9 protein-coding genes and 2 pseudogenes are annotated in these 13,038 nt (G+C 71.7%); 10 read left to right on the forward strand and 1 reads right to left on the reverse strand.

What is annotated here, in order from left to right:
• The first annotated feature begins 15 nt into the window (after positions 1-15).
• The 10 genes and pseudogenes from ABZ471_RS12700 to ABZ471_RS12745 all read left to right on the forward strand — a co-directional run bounded on the left by ABZ471_RS12700 (position 16) and on the right by ABZ471_RS12745 (position 11,914).
• Positions 16-1,080 carry a substrate-binding domain-containing protein gene (locus ABZ471_RS12700; protein ID WP_359065447.1) on the forward strand — a complete coding sequence of 355 codons (1,065 nt, stop codon included), beginning with the start codon at positions 16-18 and terminating at the stop codon, positions 1,078-1,080.
• A gap of 172 nt (positions 1,081-1,252) precedes the next feature.
• Positions 1,253-2,404 carry a Gfo/Idh/MocA family oxidoreductase gene (locus ABZ471_RS12705; protein ID WP_359065575.1) on the forward strand — a complete coding sequence of 384 codons (1,152 nt, stop codon included), beginning with the start codon at positions 1,253-1,255 and terminating at the stop codon, positions 2,402-2,404.
• A gap of 12 nt (positions 2,405-2,416) precedes the next feature.
• Positions 2,417-3,415, forward strand: coding sequence for a sugar phosphate isomerase/epimerase family protein (locus tag ABZ471_RS12710; RefSeq protein ID WP_359065449.1), 999 nt, complete (start codon positions 2,417-2,419; stop codon positions 3,413-3,415).
• A gap of 95 nt (positions 3,416-3,510) precedes the next feature.
• Complete coding sequence (locus ABZ471_RS12715) at positions 3,511-5,997, forward strand: PQQ-dependent sugar dehydrogenase (protein WP_359065452.1); 2,487 nt, start codon at positions 3,511-3,513, stop codon at positions 5,995-5,997.
• Positions 5,998-6,012: 15 nt separating this feature from the next.
• Positions 6,013-7,338 (forward strand): ThuA domain-containing protein, encoded by a 1,326-nt coding sequence (locus ABZ471_RS12720; RefSeq protein WP_359065454.1) that lies wholly within the window; start codon positions 6,013-6,015, stop codon positions 7,336-7,338.
• Positions 7,339-7,443: 105 nt separating this feature from the next.
• Positions 7,444-8,658, forward strand: coding sequence for a TIM barrel protein (locus ABZ471_RS12725; protein ID WP_359065456.1), 1,215 nt, complete (start codon positions 7,444-7,446; stop codon positions 8,656-8,658).
• Positions 8,655-8,829: pseudogene (locus ABZ471_RS12730) on the forward strand (sugar phosphate isomerase); the annotation flags it as partial. The gene ABZ471_RS12725 and the pseudogene ABZ471_RS12730, both read left to right, overlap by 4 nt.
• Positions 8,823-9,077, forward strand: a pseudogene (locus ABZ471_RS12735) (alkaline phosphatase family protein); the annotation flags it as partial. The pseudogenes ABZ471_RS12730 and ABZ471_RS12735, both read left to right, overlap by 7 nt.
• Positions 9,074-10,213 carry a sugar phosphate isomerase/epimerase family protein gene (locus ABZ471_RS12740; protein ID WP_359065459.1) on the forward strand — a complete coding sequence of 380 codons (1,140 nt, stop codon included), beginning with the start codon at positions 9,074-9,076 and terminating at the stop codon, positions 10,211-10,213. The pseudogene ABZ471_RS12735 and the gene ABZ471_RS12740, both read left to right, overlap by 4 nt.
• A 138-nt stretch (positions 10,214-10,351) precedes the next feature.
• Positions 10,352-11,914 (forward strand): hypothetical protein, encoded by a 1,563-nt coding sequence (locus tag ABZ471_RS12745; protein WP_359065461.1) that lies wholly within the window; start codon positions 10,352-10,354, stop codon positions 11,912-11,914.
• A gap of 47 nt (positions 11,915-11,961) precedes the next feature.
• Here the strand turns inward: ABZ471_RS12745 and ABZ471_RS12750 are convergent, their stop codons facing one another.
• Positions 11,962-12,930, reverse strand: coding sequence for a LysR family transcriptional regulator (locus tag ABZ471_RS12750; RefSeq protein ID WP_359065463.1), 969 nt, complete (start codon positions 12,928-12,930; stop codon positions 11,962-11,964).
• Positions 12,931-13,038 lie beyond the last annotated feature (108 nt).

The raw sequence follows: 13,038 nt of genomic DNA on the forward strand, positions 1-13,038 counted from the left end.
GAAAGGTTCACCGCCATGTCAGAGCACACGCGCCGCGCCCCGCACGGCCTCACCAGTCGCAGAGGAATGCTCTTCGGGACCGCCGCGGTGTCCGCCGGAGCCTTCCTCACGGCTTGCACCAGCAATGACACCAAGGACGACAGCCCAGCAGCCGACACCCGGCCGGCCGCCGACGACAGGCCCGGCAAGCACGTCACCATCGGCTTCGCCGGACCCCAGGCCGACCACGGCTGGCTCAACGCCATCAACGACAACGCCCAGAGCCGGGCGAAGAAGTACTCCGACGTCACCCTGGAGATCACCGAGGGCTCCAACGACACCGCCCAGCAGATCGGCCAGATCGAAACCCTGATCAACAAGAAGGTCGACGTCCTGGTCGTCCTGCCCGCCGACGGCAAGGCCCTCACCCAGGTCGGCCTGAAGGCGATGCGCGCCGGCATCCCGGTCGTCAACCTCGACCGCATCTTCAACTCGGCGCAGGCGTACCGCTGCTGGATCGGCGGCGACAACTACGGCATGGGCCTCAACGCCGGCCACTACATCGGCGAGAAGCTCAAGGACAGGCCGAACGCCCGCGTGATCGAACTGGCGGGTCTGGACAACCTGGAACTGACCAAGCAGCGCACCCAGGGCTTCGACGACGCCCTGAAGAACTACCCCAACATCCGCAAGGCGGCCCGCCAGGCGGCCGAGTTCACGGTCGAGTCCGGACAGGCCAAGATGGCCCAACTTCTGCAGGCCCAGCCGAAGTTCGACGCCCTGTGGAACCACGACGACGACCAGGGCGTGGGCGCGCTGCGCGCCATCGAGCAGGCCGGACGGGACGACTTCCTCATGGTCGGCGGAGCCGGCGCGCTCTCCGCCTTCCAGGCCATCAAGCAGGACAACGGCGTGCTGAAGGCCACCGTCCTCTACCCGCCCACCATGGCCGCCTCCGCGATCGACCTCGCCCGCGCCCTCGGCCAGGGCAAGGGCGTCGGCGGCCTCGCCGAGTACGAGATCCCCGCCTCGATCACGCTCTACTCGGCCGTCGTGGACAAGGACAACGTCGACCAGTACATGCCCACCGGCTTCCGGTGAGGCGCCTCGCCCGCACCCCCCACCGCGCCACGACGAAGAGGAGGACGAGCGCATGGAACAGCCGCAGCAGTCAGCGGAGCCGGAGCCGGAGCCGGAGGCGTCGGCCGAGACCGTCCCGGAGACCGCGTCGGAGTCCGTGCGGGAGCCCGGACGGCCCCCGCTGCGCGTCGGCATGGTCGGATACGCCTTCATGGGCGCCGCCCACTCCCAGGGCTGGCGCACCGCGGGCCGGGTCTTCGACCTGCCCCGGCTGCCGGTCCTGGCCGTGATCTGCGGCCGCGACGCCACCGCCGTACGCACGGCGGCGGACCGGTACGGCTGGGCGGCGACCGAGACCGACTGGCGCGCGCTGATCGCCCGGGACGACGTCGACCTGGTCGACATCTGCACCCCTGGCGACAGCCACGCCGAGATCGCGCTCGCCGCGCTGGCCGCCGGCAAACACGTCCTGTGCGAGAAGCCCCTCGCGAACACCGTCGCAGAGGCCGAGGCCATGACCCGGGCGGCCGAAGAGGCTCACTCCCGCGGCCAGTTGGCGATGGTCGGCTTCAACTACCGCCGGGTGCCCGCCACCGCCCTCGCCCGGCGCATGGTCGCCGACGGCCGGCTCGGCACCCTGCGCCACGTCCGGGTGACGTACCTCCAGGACTGGCTCGTGGACCCGGACTTCCCGCTGACCTGGCGGCTGCGCAAGGAACTGGCGGGCTCCGGCTCGCTCGGCGACCTCGGCGCACACATCGTGGACCTCGCCCAGTATCTGGCGGGGGAGCGGCTGGCCGGGGTGTCCGGCCTGACCGAGACCTTCGTCCGGGAACGGCCGCTGCCCACCGGTGCCACCGGTGGACTGGCCGCGGTGGCCGGGCAGGGCACCACCGGTGCGGTCACCGTGGACGACGCCGCCCTGTTCACCGGCCGGTTCGCCTGCGGCGCCCTCGCCTCCTTCGAGGCGACCCGTTACGCCACCGGCCGCAAGAACGCCCTGCGGATCGAACTCAACGGCGAGCGCGGCTCGTTGGCCTTCGACCTGGAACGCCTCAACGAGCTGTGGTTCCACGACGCCACCGAACCGGGCACCGAGGCCGGCTTCCGCCGCATCCTCGTCACCGAACCCGACCACCCCTACCTGGACGCCTGGTGGCCGCCGGGCCACGGACTCGGCTACGAGCACACCTTCGTCCACCAGGCCCGCGACCTCGTCCACGCCGTGGCCGCGGGCCGCCGCCCCGAGCCGTCCTTCGCCGACGGGCTCCAGGTCCAGCGCGTCCTGGCGGCGGTGGAGGAGAGCGCCGAGAAGAACTCCGTCTACACGTCCGTCGCGGACTGAGGAGGCACGCCCATGCCGCGCCCGTTCACCCTGTTCACCGGCCAGTGGGCCGACCTGCCCCTGGAGGAGGTCTGCCGGCTCGCTCGCGACTTCGGCTACGACGGTCTCGAACTCGCCTGCTGGGGCGATCACTTCGAGGTCGACAAGGCACTCGCCGACCCCGCATACCTCGCCTCCCGCCGGCAACTCCTCGACAAGTACGGCCTGAAGTGCTGGGCGATCTCCAACCATCTCGTCGGCCAGGCCGTCTGCGATGCCATCATCGACGAACGCCACCGGGCGATCCTGCCCGGCGAGGTGTGGGCGGACGGCGACCCCGAGGGGGTGCGGCGGCGCGCGGCCGCACGCATGAAGGACACCGCCCGCGCGGCGGCCGCCTTCGGCGTCGACACCGTCATCGGCTTCACCGGCTCCGCGATCTGGCACCTGGTCGCGATGTTCCCGCCCGCCCCCGAGCCGATGATCGAGCGCGGCTACGAGGACTTCGCCGAGCGCTGGAACCCGATCCTCGACGTCTTCGACACGGAGGGCGTACGGTTCGCCCACGAGGTCCACCCCGGCGAGATCGCCTACGACTACTGGACCACGCACCGCGCCCTCGACGCGCTCGGCCATCGCCCGGCCTTCGGCCTGAACTTCGACCCCTCCCACTTCGTGTGGCAGGACCTCGACCCGGTCGGCTTCCTGTGGGACTTCCGTGACCGGATCTACCACGTGGACTGCAAGGAGGCCCGCAAGCGCCTCGACGGCCGCAACGGCCGCCTCGGCTCCCATCTGCCCTGGGGCGACCCGCGCCGCGGCTGGGACTTCGTCTCCGCCGGCCACGGCGACGTCCCCTGGGAGGACGTCTTCCGCATGCTGCGGTCCATCGACTACCGGGGCCCCGTCTCCGTGGAATGGGAGGACGCCGGCATGGACCGGCTCCAGGGCGCCCCCGAGGCCCTCACCCGCCTCAAGGCATACGACTTCGAGCCGCCGTCGGCCTCCTTCGACGCGGCCTTCTCCCACTGACCGCAACAGCAGGGTCAGTAGTCACCTCTCCGGGATGACGGCGCATCCCGGCGCTCGCAACGCCCGTACAACCAGCCCCGCTCTGGAGGCCTTTCGTGCACGGGAACGACCGCATCACCACCACCGGAACCCGCAGATCACGTCTGCGCAGGACGCTCGCGCTGCTCAGCGGCGCACTCCTCGCGGGCGCGACCCTGACCCTCACCGCCCCCCAGGCCGGCGCAGCCGTCGCCGACCGGGACACGAACGCGGCGGCCGAGGACTTCCAGCAGGTCACCCTCGCCAAGGGCGAGGCGGAGGTCGGCGAGCCCATGTCGCTCGCCGTCCTCCCCGACCGCTCGGTCCTGCACACCTCGCGCGACGGGGAACTGCACCTGACCGACGCCGCGGGCAACACCAGGCTCGCGGGCAGGCTCGACGTCTACTCCCACGACGAGGAGGGACTCCAAGGCGTGGGCGTCGACCCGGACTTCACCGACAACCGCTTCGTCTACCTCTACTACGCGCCCCCGTTGGACACGCCCGCGGGCGACGCCCCGGAGACCGGCACCGCCGCCGACTTCGCGCCCTTCGACGGTGTGAACCGGCTCTCCCGCTTCGTGCTGAAGACCGACGGCACCCTCGACACCACCAGCGAGAGGAAGATCCTCGACGTCCCCACCACCCGCGGCCTGTGCTGCCACGTGGGCGGCGACATCGACTTCGACGCGGCCGGGAACCTGTACCTGTCGACCGGCGACGACACCAACCCCTTCCAGTCGGACGGCTACACCCCGATCGACGAGCGCGCCGACCGCAACCCCGGTTTCGACGCCCAGCGGACCGCCGGCAACACCAACGACCTGCGCGGCAAGATCCTCCGCATCAAGGTCGGCGCCGACGGCACCTACTCCATACCCGACGGCAACCTCTTCCCGCCCGGTACCGACAGGACGCGGCCCGAGATCTACGCGATGGGCTTCCGCAACCCCTTCCGGTTCAGCGTCGACAAGAAGACCGGCATCCTCTACGTCGGCGACTACGGCCCCGACGCCGGCGCCGCCGACCCGAACCGCGGCCCCGCCGGCCAGGTCGAGTTCGCCCGCGTCACCGCCACGGGCAACTTCGGCTGGCCGTACTGCACCGGCGCCAACGACGCCTACGCCGACTTCGACTTCGCCACCCGCACCTCCGGCGCCTCCTTCGACTGCGCGGCACCGAAGAACACCTCACCGCACAACACCGGCCTGACCGACCTGCCCCCGGCACAGCCCGCCTGGGTCCCGTACGACGGCCCGTCCGTACCGGAGTTCGGCGACGGCTCCGAGTCCCCCATGGGCGGCCCGGTCTACCACTACGACCCCGCCCTCGACTCGCCCGTGAAGTTCCCCGAGGCCTACGACGGCGACTTCTTCGCCGGGGAGTTCGGCCGCCGCTGGATCAAGCGGATCACGAGCGGCACCGACGGCACCGTGCAGTCGATCGACGACATTCCCTGGAGCGGCACCCAGGTGATGGACATGGCCTTCGGCCCGGACGGCGCGCTGTACGTCCTGGACTACGGCACCGCCTGGTTCGGCGGCGACGAGCACTCGGCGCTGTACCGCATCGAGAACGCGACCGACGGTCACTCCCCGTCGGCGGAGGCCGCAGCGAACCGCACCTCGGGCCAGGCCCCGCTGAAGGTCCGGTTCTCCTCGGCGGGCACGACCGACCAGGACGGTGACGCGCTGACCTACAGCTGGGACTTCGGCGACGGCGGCACCTCCACGGCCGCCGACCCCACCCACAGGTACAAGAAGAACGGCACCTACACCGCCACCGTCACCGCCAAGGACCCGTCCGGCCGCACCGGCGGTGCCAGCGTCCAGGTCGTCGTCGGCAACACCGCACCCAAGGTCGTCCTCGACACCCCGAAGGACGGGCAGCTGTTCAGCTTCGGCGACGCCATCCCGTTCAGGGTGACCGTCACCGACCCCGAGGACGGGCGTACCGTCGACTGCTCCAAGGTCAAGGTCACCTTCATCCTCGGCCACGACACCCACGGCCACCCGCTCACCTCGGCCCAAGGCTGCTCGGGCACCATCCAGACCAGCGCCGACGGCGGCCATGACGAGGACGCCAACGTCTTCGGGGTGCTCGACGCCGAGTACACCGACGGCGGAGGCGGCGGCCAGGCCCCGCTCACCTCGCACGACCAGAACGTCCTGCAGCCCCGCCACCGTCAGGCCGAACACTTCGGGACCGGCTCCGGCGTCGCGGTGACCGCAAGGGCCACCGCCCACGGCGCAAAGGTCGTCGGTGACATCGGCAACGGCGACTGGATCGCCTTCACCCCGTACGCCCTGGACAACGCCACGAAGATCACCGCCCGTGTCGCCTCGGCAGGCGCCGGCGGCACCCTGGAGGTCCGCGCCGGCTCGGCCACCGGCACCCTGCTCGGGAAAGCCACCGTGCCCGTGACCGGGGGCTGGGAGACCTATCAGGACGTCACCGCCGGACTGTCCCGCGCACCGCGCGGCACCACCACGCTCTACCTGGTGTTCAAGGGCGGCAGCGGCACCCTCTACGACCTCGACGACTTCGCCTTCACGACCGGCTGAGGGGAGGACAACCACATGCGAGCTCTGAGTGCCGTCGCGGGAGCCGTACTGCTCCTCGGCTGTGCCTCGGTACCGGCCGCGTCCCACGACGCGGACGACGGCAAGCGGGTCCTCGTCTTCTCCAGGACGGCCGGCTTCCGCCACGACTCGATCCCGGACGGCGTGGCCGCCGTACGGGAACTCGGCGAGAGCGGCGGCTTCGCGGTCGACGTCACCGAGGACGCGGGCGCGTTCACCCGGTCCAACCTGAGGCGCTACGACGCGGTCGTGTTCCTTTCGACCACCGGAGACGTCCTCGACACCGGGCAGCAGAACGCGTTCGAGGACTACATCCACCACGGCGGCGGCTACGTCGGCATCCACGCGGCCGCCGACACCGAGTACGACTGGGCGTTCTACGGCGGCCTCGCCGGCGCCTACTTCCAGTCACACCCGGCGATCCAGCCGGCCACCGTACACGTCGAGGACCGCGCCCACCCGGCGACATCGGCACTGGCACGGACCTGGGAGCGCACCGACGAGTGGTACGACTACCGCTCGGACCCGCGGGACCGGGCCCACGTCCTCGCCGCGCTCGACGAGTCGTCGTACACGGGCGGCACCATGAACGGGGACCACCCGATCGCCTGGTGCCAGGACCACCAGGGCGGCCGTGCCTTCTACACCGGGGGCGGCCACACCAAGGAGTCCTACGCCGAACCCGCCTTCCGCGCCCACCTTCTGGGCGGGATCCGCTGGGCCGTCGGCGACGCCCGGGCGGACTGCCGCCCGGAGAACGGCTACCGGCCGCTCTTCGACGGAACGGCCACGTCCCTGGACGGCTGGCGGCAGGCGGGCCCGGGCTCGTTCACCCTGGCCGACGACGGCACGCTCACGTCGTCGGGCGGCATGGGCCTGCTCTGGTACGCGACCTCGGGCTTCGCCTCGTACTCGCTGAAGCTCGACTGGAAGACGGCCGGCGACGACAACTCCGGTGTGTTCGTGGGCTTCCCGCCCTCGGACGACTCGTGGTCGGCCGTGGACAACGGCTACGAGATCCAGATCGACGCCACGGACGTGCCCGAGAAGACCACCGGATCCGTCTACGGCTTCCAGTCCGCCGATCCGAACAAGCGCGACCGTGCGCTGAATCCGGCGGGGGAGTGGAACACGTACGAGATCCGCGTGGAGGGCGAACGTCTCCGCGTCTGGCTCAACGGCGTGAAGATCAACGATTTCACCAACGCCGATCCGGCCCGGAGCCTCACCGACGGACACCTCGGCCTCCAGAACCACGGAGCCGACGACCGGGTGTCCTTCCGCGACATCCGGATCAAGGAACTGCCCGCCCAGGGCAACTGAGCGGCGGTGGGCGGGAGACGCCGTACTCCCGCCCACCGTCTTCCGGCCGACCCGGCCAGGGACTCGCGCACGACGCGCACGACGCGCACGACAAGGAGGCTGCCCATGTCCGCGTCCGTTTCCGTCTCCGATTCCAACGAACCGGGCGTCGGCGTATGGCTGATCGGGGCACGCGGCTCGGTCGCCACCACCGTCGTCGCGGGCTGCGCAGCCGTGACCGCCGGCCTGCGCCCGCCCACCCGTCTCGTCACCGAGACCTCCGTGTTCACGCAGAGCGCCCTGCCACCGCTGGCCTCTCTCGTCTTCGGCGGCCACGACACCGTGGACTGCCCGCTCCCGAAGCGCGCGGAGACGCTCGCGGCCTCAGGCGTCCTGCCACCCGGTCTCCCCATCGCGGTGTCGGCCGAACTGGCCGCCGCCGACCGAGAGATCAGGCCCGGCGGCCCACTCGCCGGCGACACCCGGGACGCGGACGAGCTGATCGCCGCGTTCGCCGCCGACATCCAGGCCTTCGTCCGACGCCGCGGCCTGGAGCGCGCGGTGGTCGTGAACGTCGCCTCCACGGAACCGGCCCCCACCGGCCCCGAACCGCCGCCCAGCTCGCTCTACGCGGCGGCCGCCCTGCGCGCCGGCTGCCCCTACGTCGAGACCGGCGCCCGGTACGTCCTCGACCCGCGCCGCAAGCACGGCCCCTCGCTCCTGGACCCGGACCCCGATGCGCGGGCCCGCCGGGTGGACCTGCTCCTGCGGGCCGTCCAGGTGGCCGCCGACCTCGGCGGACACGCCGTGCACTGCTTCAGCGGAACCGTGCCGCCCGGCAGTGACCCAGCCACGGCCTGGCAGCGGCTCGCCGCTTCCCTCGCCCCCGTCCTGGACGCCGCGACCACCGCCGGCATCCCGCTCGCGGTCGAACCCGAGCCCGGCCACCTCCTCGCCACCCTCGCCGACTTCCACCACCTCCGCCGGCTGCTCGGCCACCCGACCGCCCTCGGCCTCACCCTCGACATCGGCCACTGCCAGTGCCTCGAACCCCTCCCGCCCGCCGACTGCGTGCGCGCCTCGGCGCCCTGGCTGCGGCATGTGCAGATCGAGGACATGCGGCGCGGTGTCCACGACCATCTGCCGTTCGGACAGGGCGAGATCGACTTCCCGTCCGTCCTCGCCGCCCGGGCCTCCTCCGGCTACCGCGGTCTCACCGTCGTGGAACTGCCCCGCCACTCCCACGCCGGCCCCCGGCACGCCGAGACCTCCCTGCCGTTCCTCCGCCGCGCGGCGGCCACCGGCATCCGGGCCGCGGCGCCAGAAGGGAGCACCCCATGACCCGCTCGGACGGCGGCCCGGACGCCCTCCGTGACCACCTGGACAGCCGGCTCGACCCGGCCGCCCGCGCCTGGTTCCACCAGGCTCTGGCCGAGGCCGCAGCACCCCGGCGCCCAGGGGCCGATCTCCGTCTGGGAGCTGCGCCTCGCCGAGGCCGCTCGCCGCTGCGGCAGGCCGCGACCGCGCTCGCCCGCAAGAAGCTGGGGTCGCGCTACCGGATGGCGGTCGTGTCCCTCGACCCCGCACCCGTCCGAGGCAGCCACGGCCGCCTGCCCACGAGCGACGACGACGGTCCGCTCCTGCTGTGCTCCACCCCCCGCGCCGTCGGCGATCGCATCGCGGCCACCGACGTGAAGTCACTCCTGCTCCGCCTCGCCGGTCTCGGCACCGACAACCCGTCCGAAGGAAGGCACCCGTGAACACCACGCATCACAGCGACGACCAGCTCCGCCGCAGCCTCGGTATCGGCCGTCGCAGCTTCCTGAGCACCTGTACCGCCGTTGCGGCCGGCGCGATCGCCGCGCCCGTCCTCGGCGCGAGCCCCGTGCAGGCCGCACCGCGGTCCGGCGGCACCGGCAGAGGGCACGCGCTCGTCCCCGCGGACAAGCGCGGCATCATCCTCTACACCGTGCGCGACGCCATCGGCCGTGACCCGCTGTCCACCTCGCTGCCCTCCGGCTTCCGCGCCGTCTTCGAGCAGCTCGCCGACTTCGGCTACCGCCAGGTCGAGTTCGCGGGCTACGGTCAGCACGCGAACGCACCCGGCGGCGCGAGCCTGGAGTCCGAGGCGGGGGCCAGGCTGCTGCGCCGCTGGCTGGACGACAACGGGCTGCGCGCCCAGGGCAACCACGGCTTCATCCCCGGACCCTGGCCGTTGACCACCCCTGACCTGGACACCTTCAAAAGGCACCTGGAGATCGCGAACATCCTCGGCATGGCCCACATGGGCACCGGCGCCGACCCCACCAGCAGCCCCTACAAGGCGGACTGGGACGTAGCCGCCGACAAGTGGCACGCCCTCGGCGCGCTCGCCCGCCGCGCCGGCCTCAAGCTGTACACGCACAACCATGACGCGGCCTACGACTTCCTGCTCGACGGCGGACCGCTGGACGCACAGGGCCGCCCGACCCGCAGTTCCGGCATCCGCAAACTGGAGTACTTCCTGTCCGTCACCGACCCACGGCTCGTCTGGCTGGAGATGGACGTCTTCTGGGCACACGTCGCCCAGTACAAGTTCCGCACCTACACCGCCCACGACGGCTCCACGAAGACGAACGTCTTCGACCCGGCCGGCCCGGTCACCCGCCACAACAAGCGCTACCCGCTGTTCCACGCCAAGGACGGCGTCGTCAACACCGCCAACGGGATGGGCTACGACATGGTCCCGTTCGGCACCGGCGTCATCGACTACACCACGTTCTTCTCCCGCGTGGGCGACCGCAACTACCACAACCCGATGGTCGAGCAGGACAACGCCCCGAGCGCCACCGACCCGGGGCAGTCCCTCGAAAACGCGGCGATCGGCTACCGCAACCTGGCCGCCCTGCGCCGCTGACAGGGGCACGGGCGGAGGGCCTTCGCGTGGGTCTGCGCATCCCTCCGCCCGTGCCGGCCCCTCTGTCGGGCCCCGCGCCGTCGGCCCTAAACTGCCGATCCGCAGTCATACGGGGGCAGTTGACGGGGGGAGCCCACCATGTCCGAAAATCCATATGGTCCCAGCCAGGGATTCGCCGTACCGCCGATGCCCTCGGCCCCGCCGCCCGCGCCGCCGGACGGCCTGAGAGCGGCCGCGGTCGCGGTGCTCAACCTGAGTGGACTCGGGCTCGGATACGCACTCCTGCGAAGATGGGTCCTGATGGCTGCCTGCTGGGTGGCAACCGTCGTCCTGCTGCTGGTGGCCCTGCCCGCCGACGCCGACGGTGTGCCGGGCGCCGCGCTCACCGTCTACGTCCTGCTCCTGCTGCTGGCCGCCGTCCACGGCGCGCTCGCCGGGCTGCGCACCCGGCTCACCCGGCCGGGCCGGGCGCCCCTCGCCCTCCTGCTGGGCGTGGTGCTGCTCGCCGTACCGGCAGGGGGCGTTGTGTGGTACGACGACGCGCACGAGGAAGCCGTGCAGCAGGCGCTCCTCGACCGCCTCGACCAGGCCGACCGGATGGTGACGGCGGCCGGCCGGCACAGGTTCGCCACGGCGCAGGGCGACTACCGGGAGGCCCTGGGGATCTACCGGGACCTCGCGGTCGACCACGCCGGCTCCCGCGCCGCCGACCAGGTACCCGACCGCATGCGCACCTACTACACCACCGTGGGCGCGGCCTACGGCCACAAGGAGTACTGCGACGCCGTCGAGCCGCTCAAGTACCTGCGCACCGTGCCCGGGACCATGCCGAAGAAGCAGCTCGGCTCGCTGGCGCAATGGCCCGACGACCGGCTCGCGACCTCGCTGTACGAATGCGGCTCGGCCGCTCTGGCGGGCGGCCGGGCGGACTGGGTCACGCGCTTCGGGGACCTGCTGGGCACCTTCCCGCAGTCTGCGTCCTCGGCCAAGGTCGCACCCGCCGTGGACGCGGCCGTGAAGAATGCCGAGAACGACGTGAACGGCGGCCGACCCTGCACCGCGGTCGAGCAGCTGCGTGAACTGAACACCCGGATCACCGACCTGTCGGGGACGGCCGGGAGCGCGGGGGACGGCCTCTCGAAGTCCGCCGACCGTGCCGACCGGAGCGGCGACGCGGGGGAGTACGCCTGCGGCGTCGACCAGTACAAGGACGGTGACTTCGACGCGGCACAGAAGACCATGGAGCAGTACGTCACCGACAACAAGAACGGCGGGAACCGGGATCGCGCCAAGAAGATCGCCATCGGCGCAGAGGTGGCCCAGACCCTGCCGGCCGCCGGGAAGAAGCTGCCCACCACCGCCTCCGGCGGCAGCATCTCCGTCACGGTCAAGAACGACAGCCCGGACGACGTGACCGTCCTCTACACCGGCCCGGTCACCGGCAGCTTCACCCTCAAGGGATGCGGCAGCTGCAAGGCGTACTCGCTCGCCGACACACTCGGGATCGGCTTCAAGCCGTGCAGCAGCGGCAAGAACTACCCGCAGCGTTCGCTCAGTCTCCCCGTGGGCACCACGTACTTCGTGCACAAGCCGCACGGCGGCAGCACCGCCACACCCGCCTCGGACACGGCCAAGCTCAGGTCCGGGTACATCTACACGGAATGCGCCTACACGACCCGGACACTGGGCTCCGGCTACTGACCGGAGAGCCGGGCGCGGGCACGTCACCCGTCTGCAGGTCCCATTCCTCAGGCCCGCACCGTACGACGTGCCTGCGCCGGTGGCCCGGTCGTCCTGCGCTCCAACCACTCCTGGTACGCCGGTGCCTGGTGCGCCGCCTCCCAGTAGGCCTCCTGCAACTCGGCACAGCCGTGGTCGAGTTCGGCCGCTGTCCGGGCCGCGAGCAGCAGGCGTACCCCCAGTGGATCGCCCTGGAGCGGCCGGATGGCGAGGTCGGAGCGGGGGCGCGCGGTCGGCTGGCTGACCGTGACCACCTCGCCGATGGCGGCCAGCGAGTAGGCGGTGAGGTAGTCGCCGTGCAGCAGGTCGGGGTCGATACCGGCCTCGCGCAGCACCCGGCACACGCCGTCCCATTCGCCGTCGACCGTGGAGTCGACCATCCAGCGGTCGTGGGCGAGGTCGGCCAGGCGCACCTCGCGCCGCGCGGCCGCGGGGTGGTCGGTGGCCAAGGTGACGAACTGGGGCTCACGTTCCACCAGGACCCGCACCCGCAGTCCGGCAGGGATGCGCAGCGGGCTGCCCTCGACCTCGTGCACGAACGCCAGGTCGAGCCTGCCCTCGGCGACCATGTGCAGCAGCGAGTTTGCAGACACGCCCATGTGGAGGCTGGGCTCGACCGGCGGGACACGGGCGCGCAGCCGGCGCAGCCAGCCCGGCAGGGCACGGCTGGCCGTGGCGCCTATGCGCAGCCGTGGACCGTCCGCGGCCCGGGCGGCCGCGGCTCTCGTCTCGGCCACGATCGCGGCGAGTTCGGAGACGAGCGGCCGGGCGCGACTCACCACGATGTGGCCGAGCGGTGTGGGGCGGCTGCCCGTACGGTCACGGGTGAAGAGCATGCCGCCGAGCGTCTGCTCGATACGGCGCAGCTGCGTGCTCAACGTGGGCTGGGACACGCCGAGTTCGCGCGCCGCCCGGTGCAGACTGCCGGCGTCGGCGATGGCGCAGAGAACGCGCAGGTGCCTCACCTCGAGCTCCATGTACGGAGCGTAAGGGCAGTGTCTGATGAGACGCCAGATGTTCAAACCCCAAGGAAATCGGCCGAGTTGACCGGCGATAGCCGGGGACTATCCCCGATTGCCATCATC

This window comes from Streptomyces sp. NPDC005728 (genome assembly GCF_040630895.1).
Classification (GTDB): Bacteria; Actinomycetota; Actinomycetes; order Streptomycetales; family Streptomycetaceae; genus Streptomyces.